This window comes from Mangrovibacterium sp., assembly GCF_059905295.1.
In genome coordinates, this window is record NZ_JBZQJF010000246.1 from 1 (window position 1) to 16,049 (window position 16,049).

At 39.8% G+C, this 16,049-nt stretch carries 15 protein-coding genes; 2 read left to right on the forward strand and 13 right to left on the reverse strand.

What is annotated here, in order from left to right; all coding sequences use genetic code 11:
- The 3 genes from AC37HE_RS12785 to pyrE form a co-directional block, all read right to left on the reverse strand.
- A partial coding sequence (locus AC37HE_RS12785; RefSeq protein WP_500783236.1) for a rhodanese-like domain-containing protein occupies positions 1–234 on the reverse strand: 234 nt, incomplete at its 3' end.
- Between the two features lie 36 nt (positions 235–270).
- Positions 271–720, reverse strand: a complete 450-nt coding sequence (locus AC37HE_RS12790) for a hypothetical protein (protein WP_500783237.1) — start codon at positions 718–720, stop codon at positions 271–273.
- Positions 721–842: 122 nt separating this feature from the next.
- Positions 843–1,478: an orotate phosphoribosyltransferase gene (gene pyrE, locus AC37HE_RS12795; RefSeq protein WP_500783238.1), complete on the reverse strand. Its 636-nt coding sequence runs from the start codon at positions 1,476–1,478 to the stop codon at positions 843–845.
- A gap of 32 nt (positions 1,479–1,510) precedes the next feature.
- On the opposite strand from pyrE, the gene AC37HE_RS12800 reads away from it, so the two are divergent.
- Positions 1,511–2,137, forward strand: coding sequence for an NUDIX hydrolase (locus AC37HE_RS12800; RefSeq protein ID WP_500783239.1), 627 nt, complete (start codon positions 1,511–1,513; stop codon positions 2,135–2,137).
- Here AC37HE_RS12800 and AC37HE_RS12805 read toward each other — a convergent pair.
- Positions 2,125–3,546 (reverse strand): TlpA family protein disulfide reductase, encoded by a 1,422-nt coding sequence (locus tag AC37HE_RS12805; protein WP_500783240.1) that lies wholly within the window; start codon positions 3,544–3,546, stop codon positions 2,125–2,127. The genes AC37HE_RS12800 and AC37HE_RS12805 overlap by 13 nt on opposite strands.
- The gene (gene coaD / locus AC37HE_RS12810) at positions 3,536–4,018 is read right to left on the reverse strand and encodes a pantetheine-phosphate adenylyltransferase (RefSeq protein WP_500783241.1); all 483 of its coding nucleotides are present in this window, start codon (positions 4,016–4,018) and stop codon (positions 3,536–3,538) included. Before coaD ends, AC37HE_RS12805 begins: the two co-directional genes overlap by 11 nt.
- A 617-nt stretch (positions 4,019–4,635) precedes the next feature.
- On the opposite strand from coaD, the gene AC37HE_RS12815 reads away from it, so the two are divergent.
- The gene (locus AC37HE_RS12815; RefSeq protein WP_500783242.1) at positions 4,636–5,610 is read left to right on the forward strand and encodes a hypothetical protein; all 975 of its coding nucleotides are present in this window, start codon (positions 4,636–4,638) and stop codon (positions 5,608–5,610) included.
- An 8-nt stretch (positions 5,611–5,618) separates the two neighbouring features.
- Here AC37HE_RS12815 and AC37HE_RS12820 read toward each other — a convergent pair whose 3' ends face one another.
- The 8 genes from AC37HE_RS12820 to AC37HE_RS12855 form a co-directional block, all read right to left on the reverse strand.
- The gene (locus AC37HE_RS12820) at positions 5,619–7,100 is read right to left on the reverse strand and encodes a DUF2079 domain-containing protein (RefSeq protein WP_500783243.1); all 1,482 of its coding nucleotides are present in this window, start codon (positions 7,098–7,100) and stop codon (positions 5,619–5,621) included.
- A 381-nt stretch (positions 7,101–7,481) separates the two neighbouring features.
- A complete protein-coding gene (locus tag AC37HE_RS12825) occupies positions 7,482–8,645 on the reverse strand; it encodes a sigma-54-dependent transcriptional regulator (RefSeq protein WP_500783244.1) in 1,164 nt (387 codons plus the stop codon).
- Positions 8,646–8,676: 31 nt separating this feature from the next.
- On the reverse strand, positions 8,677–9,594 hold the full coding sequence (locus AC37HE_RS12830) for a Ppx/GppA phosphatase family protein (RefSeq protein WP_500783245.1): 918 nt from the start codon (positions 9,592–9,594) through the stop codon (positions 8,677–8,679).
- A 100-nt stretch (positions 9,595–9,694) separates the two neighbouring features.
- Positions 9,695–10,828 carry an alanine racemase gene (locus tag AC37HE_RS12835; protein WP_500783246.1) on the reverse strand — a complete coding sequence of 378 codons (1,134 nt, stop codon included), beginning with the start codon at positions 10,826–10,828 and terminating at the stop codon, positions 9,695–9,697.
- A 306-nt stretch (positions 10,829–11,134) separates the two neighbouring features.
- Positions 11,135–12,409: an adenylosuccinate synthase gene (locus AC37HE_RS12840; RefSeq protein ID WP_500783247.1), complete on the reverse strand. Its 1,275-nt coding sequence runs from the start codon at positions 12,407–12,409 to the stop codon at positions 11,135–11,137.
- Positions 12,410–12,598: 189 nt separating this feature from the next.
- Positions 12,599–13,039 (reverse strand): Fur family transcriptional regulator, encoded by a 441-nt coding sequence (locus AC37HE_RS12845; RefSeq protein ID WP_500783248.1) that lies wholly within the window; start codon positions 13,037–13,039, stop codon positions 12,599–12,601.
- A gap of 68 nt (positions 13,040–13,107) precedes the next feature.
- On the reverse strand, positions 13,108–15,354 hold the full coding sequence (locus AC37HE_RS12850) for a RelA/SpoT family protein (protein WP_500783249.1): 2,247 nt from the start codon (positions 15,352–15,354) through the stop codon (positions 13,108–13,110).
- Between the two features lie 165 nt (positions 15,355–15,519).
- The coding region (locus AC37HE_RS12855) for a glycosyltransferase (protein ID WP_500783250.1) at positions 15,520–16,049 on the reverse strand (530 nt) is incomplete at its 5' end.

Genomic DNA, 16,049 nt, shown 5'->3' on the forward strand with positions numbered 1-16,049 from the left:
AATGAATTGCTGGAGTTTGGGAGTTACAAACTTATAGCCCAGTTCAATCGCTTTTTCGCGCGACTGACGTACATAGACCGTTCCGACTTCAGCTCGCTCGTCATCCTCAAAAAGGGGGATGCTTTGCGCTTCCGGGATATGTCCCTTTTTGTATTCGCCGGGCGACCGAACATCAATTAGCGGTAATTCTGCGTACCGATTAAAATATTCATCGATTGTAATTTGCTTTACCATTTCTTTTGTTGTTCTGATCGTATTCTAGTTGCTCTGTTAACGATAAGGTAACTGGGTTAGCATATCTCCCAGTTGGTTAATTCCCTCTTCCAGTTTCTTATTGACCATCATCTTAATCATCATGCTCATTTCAGCATGTAGGGTTAGCTTCATTTTGGTTTGGTAGGGAGTAACCGGAAGAAGCTGAACCCAAAACGTGATTCCAATAGGTAAACCGCCTGAGCTGTTGATTTTGATTGTTGAGTGTGGCTCTCGTTCTATTATCCGAATCTCGGCTTGCCCCATTCCTGATATTTTAAACCGGCATGAGTCGTTATCGGATTCAAAATCGGAAACCTGAATTTGCGGAACCGATTCATTCATCTTCGAGAGCAAACCTTCGTTTACATAAGTTGAAAGGTTCTCAAAATTCGAGAGGTAGTTATATACAATTTCCTGGTTTTGTTCGATGATCTTAATATCACTTACATATTTCTGCAGTGCCATACTAGTTTGAGTGTTTTGCGATCCAGTTTTAAACTGTACTAAGTTCGCGAATGAACATTGAAAAACGTAAAAATCCCCGACAGGGCCGGGGATTGCTATGGGTATAATGGATTTTGTCTGGCTTATTTTCCCCAGTTTGCAGGATCTTCACGCCATTTGTTCAACGAATCGAGTTGACTTTCTTCAATATCTCCTGATTCAAGAGCAACTTCCAGTAAAGTTTGGTATCGGCTTAGTGTTGTTAATTCGATACCTGCCTTTTCGAAAGCTTCTTTGGCTATCGGGAAATTGTAGGTGAAAATGGCTAACATACCTAAGATTTCAGCACCTCCGGCAGTTTGGATGGCTTCAGCTGCTTTTAAACTGCTAACGCCAGTTGAAACCAGGTCCTCAATGATCACAACTTTTTGTCTTGCTTTCAAATCACCTTCAATCAGGTTTTCCAAACCATGATCCTTGGGTTTTGAACGAACATAGATAAATGGTAAGCCAAGTTCTTCAGCAACCAACACTCCGTGTGCAATTGCACCAGTAGCAACACCGGCAATTACTTCAACTTGCGGATATTTTTTGCGGATGATTTCTGCAAATTTTTTGCAAACTAATGTTCTGGCTTCTGGGTAAGACAACAATTTCCGGTTGTCACAATAGATCGGAGCTTTCCAGCCTGAGGCCCATGTAAATGGGTTTGAAGGTTGGATTTTTATTGTGTTAATTTGTACTAGCTTTTTCGTTACTTCCAATTGGATGTCTTGCATAATGTTTAATGTTTTTTCAGAATACAGCGCAAATGTACAAAGTTTTTTTCAATGAGTCCCTTATCCTTCTTAACCCTGAAAACAAGAATTTACGTTCAGGTAACATTGTGCAAAATATTGATATAGAGGATTCTAGGTCTTTTGTGGACTTTCTGCTTAGCCTTGAAAACCAGAAACATGTTGAAGAACCTATCTTTAATTGTTTGGTGAAAAAAGAATTGATTGAGGAATTAATTCTTTCGATGAATCAGATTCCGGCAGCCGGTGGGATTGTTCGGAATGAGCGAAAGCAATATTTATTTATTAAACGTTTTGGTCGTTGGGATTTGCCTAAAGGAATGATTGAAGATGGTGAAGGAGAGGAAGATGCTGCCCTTCGGGAGGTTGAAGAGGAATGTGGAATTCATGGTCTGGAGGTTGTGAAACAGTTGCCATCAACCTATCATATTTACCGTTCTCCTTATATTGCGGCGCCCGACAATTGGGTTTGGAAAGAAACGAGCTGGTTCGAAATGATGTATCGGGGGAATGAAACTCCGGTTCCGCAGCAGGAGGAAGATATTACCGAGATTCGGTGGTTTTCTTCAGATCAGGCAGATGAGGTTTATGCCTCGACCTACGGCAATATAAAATTGTTGTTGAAGAATTATTGGCCTTGATTCCGAAATTGTTCCATTTGTTTTTCCTTAAAATAACCGCCTAGCTGGTATTCAAAACCGTCCATTGGATTTAGTGCCGGTGAGTTGATCAATTTTCCGTTTTCATCAATCAGGAATGAAGTAGGGAATGTTTTAACCTGGTATTTTGCTTTTTCCTCATCGGTTACAGTATAGAATGTACCTGCCCAATTTTGTTTCAATATCAAATCCTTTTTCTCCATGTTCGCTTCCGGTAGCAGATTGATAATTTCAAACTGCCCTTTAAATTTCTGGGCGATTCTTTTTAGTTCGTCTAGCTGTTGGCGGCAAATCGGGTTCGTAACTGTTGTAAAGTGCAGGTAAATTAATTGGCCCTTCAGACTATTCAGGTCCAGTTTCTCACCGTCGAAGTTTGTCATACTGATATTCGGTGCATCGGTGCCGGGGAGCAGGTATTTTAGTTTTTTGCTTATCTGTTTTGCTAGTTGTTTATCCTTTACGGGCCAATTGCTTTGTTGAACTTTGTCGAGCAAAGCCAGCATGGTTTCAGGGCTGTAAGTGTGTTGGTAGAAGGCATCGTTAATTCCTTTTAGGATCACGATTCGGCTAAGCTCATCCGACCATTGTTTTTGGTTTCTGAAGTAATCCTCCAATTTGTTCAAATTGGCTGTTCCTGCAATCCTCCTGAATTGTTCACCTCCTATTTGATTACTTTCCGTATTGAAATAATTTGAAAACTGTTGCTCGAAAAGCTGTCGGAACGGAGGTAGGTTGAAATTAAAAGGAGGATGATCGAGGTATTTTTTAATGAACGTGTTGGTTTTATCTTGATTTACCGTGAAAATAATCGATGCATAACGGTAGAATTTATAATCCTCAAAGTAGGAATCGTTTGTTTTGGGGAACTGTTGTTGTAGTGTGGTGATGAGTGTATCAGCCGAAGATTGTGACTTATCTTTAAATATTTGATTAAAATATTTGTTTTCCAGTTGATTGTATGTCTCTTCGAATTCCTGAATTCGATGGTTTATATCCTGAGCATCCCAATTTTTTATACCAAAATAGACAAGCTGTTGCTGGAAGAAAGGGTTTTGCTTTTCAGACTCATCTAATGGTTGATAGGGTGGCAAAACAATTTCATAGTTGCTTCCCGGTTCTAAATAAATTTCGGCTTTCCAACGGTCGAAGTTCGCAATGCAATAAGTTGTTTGGGTTACTTTAACAGATGTTGAAAAGGAGCCATCGGGTAAAACCGTAATTGTCCCAATGCATTCCGACTGCTTTGTTACCGGATCAGTTGTTCTTGTTAAGTTGATCTTAGATCCGGCATAGTCGGGTGCTAGTCCACTTAGTATTGTTGGTAATGTTTGTGAAAAACTGAGGACGGAACTGAAAAGAAATGTCAATAAAACAAGTACTCTAGTCATCATCCTTGGTAAATTCGTCCATATTCAAACCTGTTGGAATAAACATGCTGGCATCTCCTCCGTGAAGGATAATATCTCTCACAATCGATGAATTGATCGGAGTATGCTCGGGCATTGTCAGCAAAAAGACAGTTTCAATTTGTGGAAAAAGCTTTTTATTCATTTGTGCAATGGCCCGTTCATATTCGAAATCGGCTGATGTTCTTAAGCCACGAAGGATATAATTGGCATTTACCGACCGTGCAAAGTCAACAGTTAAGCCTTCATGGGTACGCACTTCAACCTTGGGTTGATCCTGAAAAACCTGTGCAATCCATCCTTCGCGTTTCTCCAATGGGAAAAAGGACTTCTTTTGGGTGTTGAACCCAATCATGATGATAATTTTATCAAACATGGGTAACGCACGACGTACTACACTTTCATGTCCTATTGTGAAGGGATCGAATGATCCGGGGAATATGGCAACTTTCTCCATTTGTTTTGTTTGAATCAATCATCCAAATATAAACGATAAATTTTTAAAGCGGGAAATATGAGGTGTTAATCTTATTAAAAGCAAGTGTTGACCTTGTGTTTAGGAGCTCCAAGGATGGTGAGAATGAAAAGGATGGAATCACACTGGAATAATTATCTTTACAATTGAAACAAGCATGAAGGATGAATTCAACCCCGGCAAGAGATTGGTTTAAAATAGTTGGTACTTCTTTTTTTATCGTTTTAATAGTCCTGGCAGTTTATGATGCAAAATCCCGCATCTTGATTACTGATCCGGCCTACTATCTTTTCAATATCATAAATGATCAAACGTTTTTTGAAGCCCATCGTAGGCTAACGGCCATGTTTAGTCAGCTATTGGTGGTTGCAGGTGTAAAAGTTCACCTACCTCTCAGATATTTAGTGCCCCTTTACTCGGTTTCTTTTGTGCTTGTGCGGTATCTGTACTTTGTATTGACGACCTATGTTTTGAAAAACAGGACAGCAGGATTTGTCGTTATTGCAGTGACATCTCTTGGTGTTGCTCACAGCTATTTTCGACCCACATCGGAAAGCTCTATCGCTCTGCTGAATAGCTGTTTGTTATATGCCTGGTTGGTGTATGCTGAAGGAAAGTTTAAAAATGACAGAGCTTTGAATTGGTGGCTGTTAGCAGGAACTATCTTGTTTGTGATCTTTGGTCTTTTGACACATTCTATTGCGTATTTTACCTTGTTGTTTGTAATTCTATTCTTCTCAATTGAGTTTGGTAAGCTAAGGACTATATATCCCTATCTCGCCTTTGTTTTGACTGCGGCTGTGTTCTCCTGGTACATTTTTGCTTTTGATAACTCGCAAGAACATCAGAGTTTGTATCAAAATACTTGGGCTAATCCAATCCAATTAATAAATGACTTAGGTACTTATTATCCTGTCCATTTCTTTTTTAAGCGCCTCTTTAGTTTATACTTTCCGCTTTTGTTAATAGTACTGGTGTGTTTAAGCCTCCTATTATGGAAAAAGCGCTATCTGTTATGTTGTTTTTTCGTGTTCGCATTAATCGGTTATTTTGTTGTTATAAGTGCTGCCTTTCGGGTGGGAGATGCCGATATGCAGATGGAAAAAATCTTTTTACCATTGGTGTTTTTTGCTGCATTAGTTTTGGGAAGTTTAGTTCAGGATTACGCAAAATTGCTAACATTCGGTTTGGGAGTCATTTGCTTTTGTTTTTTTATTCAAATTGTGAAAGTCCGGGCTGTATACCAGGGCAGGATCGCTTATATGACAGAACTGATTCAACAAGTAAAGGGTGGAGAGCAACGAAAATGGATAATTGCTTCAGATAAGATTGATAATAACCGAATGATGTTTACCTGGGCAAATGGCGTGGAGAGTTTGCTGTTAAGCACAATGGAAAATCCGGACCACTCCGTGACGATTTATATCGGACAAGAGTCTGATCGTCTGAAAGAGGAGATGGAAAAAGAATCGAGTTTCCTGGCAGCTCCTTTTTACCTCTCTTATGGACAAAAGCAATTAAACCCGGATTATTTCAAGCTACCTGACCAGAAATATCAATTTTGGAATGATTAATTGGTGACCTAGTGCTCACCCCGCTTAAAAGTAATCAGATCATCAGATTCGTTCCAGATTTCAAATTCTTTTGAATTCCTGTATGATGTAATTTTTGAGAAGTATTCATCTTTGGAAAGGGGATAGAAGCTGGTTGTATTTTTCAATAAAACAATAAAATCGGCATTTTGAATATCGGGGAACTGATAAATATTTGTGCGGTAAGCCAGGTGAGGAGCTATACTGTAATGGGCCGAAACTGCTGCACTTTGGGGGATTGTCTTAAGTTGGGCATTAATTGTTTTAATATTTAGGGGGGAATGATAATGTAATGAACTGAATGGGTTTGCTTTAGCCTCGGTGTACCAGATCGACTTCCGGTAGAAGAAGGTGTAACAGGTACTAGCAGATGTTGTAATCAGTAGGCTTATGACAATTATATAACGCCACTTTCCGGAGTTCATATTAGCCACTACTTCAATAATAAGCAGGCTTAGTATCGGTACAAACTCGATGGAGTAATGATAGTTTATTCCCCACATGCCGGCATCATTGCTTAACATTTTTTGGAAGTATATGGGAACCAGCATAACAAGAAACCATGGTCGGCGAATGAAAAGAATACCTCCGGCAAATAAAACCATAAGGTGTAATTCAAGTTTTATGTATCGAAATATTTCTCCGTCTTTTGGACTTGTAAAAAGCATTTTAATAGTCTGCAACGGATGCTGAATTATAGTCCTTATTATTTCCACAAAGTTGTTCCCGAATTGGTTGTAGCGTTCAAGTTGCCCATTGCTTTCGTAAGGGATAAATTGTGGCATTAGATAAGTTGTTACAACGAAAAAATAGCTCAGTGAAAGAAGCATTAATAAAGGGTAGAAATAAGCGTTTATTGTGTGAGATTTTAGCTTCTTATCCAGCGATAGTCCCAGGAAGATAAAGGTTAACCATAGCGACATGTTTTCGCGTGTAAGAACGATTAAGATGCTTATAATAATAATGGCTTTTTGATTTCCTTTTCGGTGATAGACGAATAACCATGGCACCAACATGGCTGCTAAAACATTCATATGAAAGTCGAAAGCTAAAGCAGAATAGATTCCCCAAATCGTGAAAAACTGGATCGTGATGAGTTGTTTGAGTTTTTCTTCCTGAAAGAAAAATGAGCTATACCGGTAAATGCCTATCCCTCCCAAGATGATAAAGGCTACCTGAACGATAAGTAATGTATACGTTCCAAAGAGAAAGTAGAAGGGCGAAATCAGCAAGATAAAGGGTGAAAAATGATTTCCGAAGCATTCAACAATTCCTGTTTCACGGGCAGTTAGTCCCAGTGTAAAGTAGCTTATTTTTAGATGAGAATAGTTATAGATTGCATGGTTGAAGATCCCTAGATCTAATGCGCTTGTTCTGAAAAAGTAATGGTTTAGAACAGGAATAGAAAGGAAGATAAGGCTAAAGATGCAAAAGATACAGTCCTTGCTTTTTAGCTGGAAGTTCGGTTTCATTGATTAATTGTGTTTGGTACGACCTCTGTTTTAAAAGGAGTGCATAATTTACCAATTATCAGCGAAGCATGATAGAATTGAATCAGAAACGAATAGGGGAAAATAAAAAAAACCTCTGAATAACGGTTCGCACCCGGACAATGTCCGGTTAAATGTTAAAAAAATACGCCATGACAACAACAAATAAACTTACCGTACTCAGAGGTTACCCTTTTTAATATCGTTTTGTGAAAGAACTACAATCTTTTTATGTGATACTAAACAACGAAAATTGAAAGATGTTTTGTTTTGGTCGAAAAATAGTGGATATTTTTTGATGGGCTTCCTTGCGTATCCTCTGAAATTGATTAATGTCTTGTTTATTAGTGAATTGTTTGAATGTTATTTGAGTGGTGCTGCAAAGGCATCGACATCGCCACCGGTTATTTTTTTGTCACAAAGAATAATCAAGCGCTCAATTACATTTCTGAATTCCCGAATATTACCGGTCCATCGCATTTGTTGTAGTTTTTTAATAGCCTCCTTTTCAATTGTTTTTGGAGGCATTCCGTATTCGCCGCAAATTTGTCCGATAAAATGATTCGCTAATAAGGGAATATCTTCGGGGCGCTCATTTAATGCAGGAACTTTAATCAGGATGACACTTAAACGGTGGTACAGGTCCTCACGGAAATTACCACTTTCAATTTCTTCGCTTAGGTTTTTGTTCGTCGCAGCCAATACGCGAACATCTACTTTTATTGGTTTGTCGCCACCAACACGAGTGATGATATTTTCCTGAAGTGCCCTTAATACCTTGGCTTGTGCCGAAAGACTCATGTCTCCAATCTCATCCAAGAAGAGGGTACCTCCATCAGCTTGTTCAAATTTCCCTTTGCGCTGTTTTAAGGCCGAAGTAAAGGCTCCTTTTTCGTGTCCGAATAATTCACTTTCAATTAGTTCAGATGGAATGGCAGCACAGTTTACTTCAACAAATGGCTGAGTGGAACGATTACTCTTTTCATGCAGCCTGCGTGCGATAAGTTCTTTCCCCGTTCCATTCGACCCGGTAATTAAAACGCGTGCATCGGTTGGCGCAACACGGTCGGCCATGTCAATGATCTTTTTGATGGCTTCAGATTCACCAATCATTTCATATTTCTTGCTGACTTTCTTTTTCAGGACTTTTGTTTCGGTCATCAGGCTTGATTTGTCCATCGCATTGCGGATTGTTATCAGCAGCCGGTTTAAGTCAAGTGGTTTCTCAATGAAATCGTAGGCGCCTTTTTTGATTGACTCAACGGCTGTGTCAATATTGCCGTGTCCCGAAATCATGACGATCGGTGTTTCAATCCCTTCTTCCTGTATTTTCTCCAACACTTCAATACCGTCCATTCCCGGCATTTTTATATCGCACAAAACAATGTCGTATTCGTTCTTTTTTAACAAATCCAGGGCGCTTGTACCTTCTTCAGCCAGGTCAACCTGGTATTTTTCATATTCCAGAATATCTTTTAATGTATTACGGATGCTCCGTTCGTCGTCGATTACAAGTATTTTTGACATGTTTTATGATTTTCAGGGTTGTGAAACAAAATTAATGATTAATCCATTCGAGCAAAACGCCTTCCCGCAGCGCAAAGTCAGTTTGTACAATTTTTGTGATCTTCAGCTTTTTTAATACCAGTCGAATTAAAATAAATGCAGGAACAATCATCTCCACCCGTAATGGCTCCATTGCGGTAAGGTTCATTCTTTCTGTTTTAGTTGAATAAATGATTTGATCAGCGATTTCATTAAACTGGTTGATAGTGATTTCCTGGCTGACACGTGCTTTTGTTCCCGGAGCTGTATTGTCTAAGAGGTCTGCTAGGGTATCGAACGCACCCGAACAGCCAATTAATGCAGGTGGAGCTACATGATTCCATTGTTGCCAGAGATTATCGAGTCCGCTAGTAAACCAATCTTCAATATGTTGAACTTCCTGTGGTGAGATTGGGTCGCTTATGTCAAAGTTTTCGATGACACGCGCCATACCCAACGGAAAGCTTTCTTTCCAGTTCACTTCGTTATGCTGTATTTGAATGAATTCATTGCTACCACCACCAATGTCAAGGATTAAGCTGTCCTCGGGTAAGTTGCCGAATGCCAGCTTTACCCCCTGGAAGATAAGGCGTGCTTCTTCTTCGCCGCTTATAATCGTTAGGGCAATTCCAGTTTCTTCAAGAAGTTTCCTGGCGAATGTGTCTTTATTGCCGGCATCCCGGACTGCCGATGTTGCAATGGTAATCACTTGATCAACTCCTCCCAAATTCTTAATCGTTTGTTTGTGGGCATTAAGCGCTATAATGGCCCGGTCGAATGCTTCTTGAGTTAACGTGTTTTTATGAATTCCTCCTTTACCCAATTTTACCCCAACCTTTCCCTGGTGAATAATTTGGTAGTTTGCATGATTGATGCTGGCAATGAGAAGATTACATGTGTTTGTGCCCAAGTCTATTACGGCCAATTTCATTTTTTATGAATTTTGATAGACTAAAATAACACATGTCTCTTAACCAAGACTCTTCTTTGTGTTAAAAAGAAGTAATACTGCTGATTTATTCAGAAGCTGTTTAGATTTTGTTCTTCTGGTGAGATGGTGTGCGGTGAAAATCTTTACTCATCATCGGAATCCATTCTCCTTCGGTTGTCAGGTATTCTCCCATCAGGTTCGCAGTAAGACAACTGTGAGCTGGGATTATTTCAACCAAATCGCCAACTTGGAAGTTATGAAAACCCTGGATTGTTGTCCGGATTACACCGTGTTCCTGGCTTAATTTATATAGATAATTTCGTTCGTCAAGTAGAATTTTTTGTCCGTTCTTTGTGACAACAACCTGCCCGTATAGACTTTTCCCATCCAAATTAACGATTGAGTCTTTTGAAATGTGAGCCGCTCCCCCGTAAATAATGACTTCGCTACGACTTCCGTGGCGTGCAATTACCGGACAAATCAATCGCAAAGCAATATCTTCAAAATTACACGCTCCCAATTTGTACTGCATCAGGTCGAAGAAAATAAAGTTACCAGGCCGGATTTCATCAATCCCGTTAAAGTTCTCGCACAAGGAGGCCGAAGGTGTGTCCCCTAAGGATAAGATCAGTTCCGGAAAATCCTTTTTGTAATAGTTTTTCAAGGCTTTCATTTTCAGAAGAGCATCGAAATGACGATTGTAAATATCGTGTTTGCTTTGTGCCTGGTAAGTATGGCCGGTATGCGATAAGAATCCTTTGAATTCAAATTTTTTATTGGCTTTAATTACATCGAGCATCGAATTAATGCCAAAGTATTTATTGGATGCAATTCCTGTTCGGTTGTGGCCGGTATCTATTTCAATGAATATGCCGACTTTGTGTTTGATCTGTTGTGTAAGTACCTGAACCGACTCTAGGTTTTCAATCAGTAAATTCAGCTTTATTTCTTTGGCTAATGCATTGATTGCCTCGATTTCGAGAATGTTAACCGGGAATGCAATGGTGATATCATCCCACCCGTTTTGTGCAAAATATTGAGCCATACTTACCGACGAAACAGTAATTGCTGTGACTCCATAAGCTCTGAACCAATCTCCAATTACTGCAGACTGATGTGTCTTAAAGTGAGGCCTGAAGATGAGATTTTTGTCTTTGGCTTTTTGGGCCATTCGAGCAATATTTTGTAAACAAATTTCTTTGTCCAATAACAAGGTTGGGCGAATAATGTCCATTTTATCAGCTATTTTTCATCTTTCCATATCAGTGGATTTGTTTCGGAATAAAGGTGTTAAAACATCTTGCTCTTGCGTACAAAGTTTTGCAATAACCCAATCCGTTACCGTCCACATTGTTTCCGATTACAAAATTCGAACACTGTTTTGCGCACTATAGTTCGAATTGTTGTCTTGAAGGTGCCTTATTCCACGTGAGGCGAGCTTAAAGTTAATTAAAACATAAGGCAGGACAAATATTTTGCAAAATATTATAATAAAAAAAGAGCTCATGTGAGCTCTTTTTTTATTATAATATTGGATATTTTATTTGTCTAAATGGATCGTTTGCGCACGATTTGGTCCTACTGAGGCAATCGTAATTGGCAAGCCGGTTTCTTCTTCAATAAAATTAATGTAATTGTTGAATTCTTCAGGGAATTCGTTCTCATGAGTCAGTTTTGTAAGATCTGTTTTCCAGCCCGGTAATTCAATATAAACCGGTTTAACATCCTCGTTCAACTCAAATGGAAACTTATTGGTTACCTCACCATTAATTTCATAGCCTGTACAAACCTTGATGGTATCGAAGTCATCCAGTACATCGGCTTTCATCATAAACAATTCGGTAACACCATTAATCAGGATTGAGTAATTTAGGGCGACCAGGTCGAGCCAGCCACAGCGTCTTGGGCGGCCTGTTGTTGATCCGTACTCGTTACCGGCATCGCGCAATTTCTGACCTGTTTCACAGAATAGTTCAGTGGGAAATGGGCCCATACCAACGCGGGTACAATAGGCTTTGAATATTCCAAATACTTCGCCAATCTTTTGTGGTGCCAATCCTAAACCGGTACATGCTCCAGCACAAATGGTATTTGAAGAAGTTACAAATGGGTACGAGCCAAAATCGATGTCGAGTAGGGTCCCTTGAGCACCTTCAGCCAATACTGATTTGTCGTCTTTTAACAGGTCGTTAATCATGTGTTCGCTGTCAACCAATGTGAATGATTTCAGGACTTCAACGCCTTCCATCCATTCTTTCTCCATTTGCTCCAGCAATTCTTTGTATTCGAATTTGTAGAATTTTTCCAATAATTCTTTGTGAGCGTTAATGCGGCTGTTGTACTTTACCTCGAAGTTCTCCACAAGGTCGCCAACGCGAAGACCGTCACGGCCAATTTTATCTTTATAGGTTGGTCCGATTCCTTTCAGGGTTGAACCAATTTTTGTGTCCCCTTTTGCTGCTTCAGATGCCGCATCCAACAATTTGTGAGTTGGCATGATGAGGTGAGCTTTTTTAGAGATGTAAAGGTTTTTATGAAGGTCAATTCCTAACTTTTGAATTCCTTCAATTTCTTTTTTGAAAATGATTGGATCTAACACCACGCCGTTGCCAATAATATTAGCTTTGTTTTCGTGAAAAATTCCTGAAGGGATGGTGTGAAGCACGTGCTTTATATTACCGATTTCCAGCGTATGGCCAGCGTTTGGTCCGCCTTGGAAGCGGGAGATTGCATCGTATTTGGGGGTTAAGACATCAACAATTTTGCCCTTTCCTTCGTCTCCCCACTGGAGACCTAAAATGACATCTACTTTCATTATCAGAGTTTTACAAATTCGCAGACATGTTAAACCGCAGAAACTAGCCAACAATTTTTGCGCTATATTTCTACGGTGCCAGACTGATTTTTATTTGGCTGCTAAAATTAGCAATTATTTTGGCTCGAGGCTAAAAAAAATCCTCTGATCTGTATTGAGGATTCTAATTTATAATGAGTTTACAAGCTTTTACTTTTTGATCTGTTCGCCATAAATATATAGCGTATGGTGTGATAATTTGAAATTGTGTTTCAAACAAGCTTCTTCAATGATTTCGCGAATCCGGGGATCGTAAAATTCCTGCACTCTCCCGGTACTGGTATCAATTATATGATCGTGCTGCAAAGTGGCAAATGCTCTTTCGAACTGTGCAATGTTTTTGCCGAACTGGTGTTTAACAACCAATTTACATTCCAATAATAAATCGATCGTATTGTAAAGTGTAGCCCTGCTTACTCTGTAATTTTTGTTTTTCATCGAAATATACAACGATTCAATATCGAAGTGACCATCTCGTGAGTAAATCTCTTCCAGAATAGCAAAACGCTCCGGTGTTTTCCGGTGCCCGTTCTTCTCCAAATATTCCGTGAACATGTTTTTTACAGTCTCTCGCGTGCGCGGGCTATTCATATTCAATCTAATTTTAAATAATGCCCAAAAATAGGAAAAATTTTAAAATAGTTTAGACTAAATAAAAATTAATCCTCGATTCTTTCCATACGTTCAACCTGGTCTACTCCTTTGATTTTCATTAGTCGAGCGATCAATTTGTTAAGATCTTCAACGTTGTGGATGTATAAAAAAAGTTCACCTTCAAAAATTCCATCATGTGTATCGAACATAACGGTACGCATATTGATGTTGTTTAATTTTGAGATGATGTTGGTGATTTCGCTTACGATTCCAACACGGTCAAATCCATTCATTTTTATCCGGGTTAGGTATGAACGTTTTTTGAATTTTGTCCATTCGGCTGTAATGATTCGATCGCCATGCTGGCTCATTAATTTTGTGGCAACAGGACAATTGCGTTTGTGAATCACAACATGGTTTGATGAGGTTAAATAGCCCAGAACGTTATCGCCAGGAATGGGTTGGCAGCACTTAGCCAATGTATAGTTGGTCTCTTCCGGGTTTTCCTTGAGAATGAAGGTGCTTTTCTTATCAATTTGTTTGTCCGGAAGATCAAATTCAAGCTCTTCCTCGTCTTCTTTTTTTCCGAATGAAAGTTTCCAGTATTTGGCCAGCTTATTTTGACGCCGTGACTTCAGGATATTTTCAATATCGTTAAAGTCGATGAAGCCCATTCCAACTTGAGCATATAATTGGTCTTTGTTGGAGAGGTTGTAATAGGCGGTGATCTTTTTTAGGGTATCAGAAGTTGGCTTGATATTGAATGTCTTCAATCTCTCCTCGATTATTTCTCTTCCTTGTTCCAGGTGTTGGCGTTTGTCAAGCTTAAATGCTTGTTTAATCTTTGCTTTGGCTTTAGCCGTAGTGATGAATTTTAACCAATCGATGTCAGGTCGTTGAGATTTTGATGTCAGAATTTCAACCTGGTCCCCACTGGCTAAAACATGGCTTATGGGCATTAGCTTGTGATTAATTTTTGCGCCAATACAGTGATTCCCCAGATCCGTATGTATTTCGTAAGCAAAATCAATGACAGTTGCTCCTTTGGGAAGATTGACCATTTTCCCTTTGGGCGTGAAAATGACAATCTCTCTGGAGTATAGGTTCATTTTAAATTCATCGAGAAACTCCAAAGCATCAGACTCCGGATTTTGGAGCATTTCGCGGATCTTCTCAAGCCAGCGATCCATTTCTGTTTCACTGGAGTTATCACCTTTGTATTTATAATGGGCTGCAAAGCCACGTTCGGCAATTGCATCCATCCTTTCGGTTCTGATTTGTACTTCAACCCATTTCCCGGCCGGTCCCATCACGGTAACATGCAAGGCTTCGTATCCGTTGGCTTTTGGGATCGTAATCCAGTCTCGGATACGGTCGGGTTTCGGTTTGTAAATATCAGTGATTAAAGAAAGTATGTCGAAACATTGTCGTTTCTCCGATATTTTATCCTTGGGTTTAAAGACGATTCGGATGGCCAGAAGATCGTAGATCTCATCAAACGACACTCCTTTGGTTTGCATTTTATTCCAAATGGAGAAGATCGATTTTAAACGTCCTGATATGGAAAAATCAAATTTCTCCTTGGCCAACTCAGCCTGGATGGGGGTAATAAACTGGTTGACCAGGTAGTCGCGTCGTTCTTTTTGGCTGTGTAGTCTGAACTTGATTAAGTTATACGTTTCCGGTTGTTTGTATTTCAGACTTAAATCTTCGAGCTCCGTTTTTATGGCATACAAGCCTAAACGGTGAGCAAGCGGGGCAAATATATAAAGTGTTTCGGCTGCAATCTTTAATTGTTTGTGCGGGGCCATGCTGTCCAGCGTTCGCATGTTGTGCAGGCGGTCAGCCAATTTGATCAAAATCACACGAACGTCATCGGACAGGGTCATCAGCATTTTGCGGAAATTCGTCGCCTGCTTTGAGTCTTGCTGGGCAGTCATCTCATCGGACAACTTGGTTAACCCGTCGACAATACGTGCAACCTTTGCACCGAACAGGTTCTCCATGTCGGTAAGGGTGTAGTCCGTATCTTCCACAACATCATGCAAAATAGCAGCGATGATTGAGGTGGCTCCCAAACCAATTTCACTGGAAACAATATTCGCAACTGCTATTGGGTGAATGATATATGGTTCTCCCGATTTACGTTTTACGCCGGCATGAGCTTCATTAGCAAATTCGAATGCTTTTCGAATACGCCCACGGCCTTCTTCTGAGATTCGTTGATCAAACGAACGGGAAAGGTCGTCGTAATAATCAGCGATTAGTCGCTGATCAGCTTTGGTTTGTAATTTGCTAATGCCGTCCTCCATATACTAGTCCAAAAGGGTTCTAAAAAGTAAATATATATCAATACCCATGAAGCTACTACTTGCAATTTTTGTCAGAGGTAAAAATTCACTAATCTTTAATACAGACAAAAAGGCTTAAGTTCGAAATTTGTTCAGTTACAGTGTGTAAATCAATGTGGAATTGAATTATTTCTCGATTGATTCGTCCACTTTCAAAAATGCTTTCACCATGTTTTCCCAAGAGAACTTTTGCTTCTCCTGGCGGATATTGCTTTCAAACTCTTTTTTACGTTGATCTTGATAGAAGTTTACCAGGGCATCGGCTATCGAAGTTGCATTTGGCTCGGTAACGTAACCGATTACCTGATCCGGAATAATCTCTGGTAGTCCGCCGACATTGGTAACAAGCATTGGTTTTTCGAAATGGTAACCAATTTGAGTAACCCCGCTTTGGGTTGCACTTTTATAAGGTTGCACAACGATGTCGCAAGCCCCAAAATATCTTGTTACATGCTTTTCCGGAATAAAGTCGGTGCGAAGGATTACCCTGTCTGTAAGTTTTAGTTTGCTGATTAATTCGAGATAGGGTTCCGGCTTGGTATAAAACTCGCCCGCAACGATCAGCTTAAGCGGAAACTGCTTCAGGCGTTCGTCGGCAAAAGCTTCCAACAATAAGTCAAGTCCCTTGTATTCGCGAATGAATCCAAAGAAAAGCA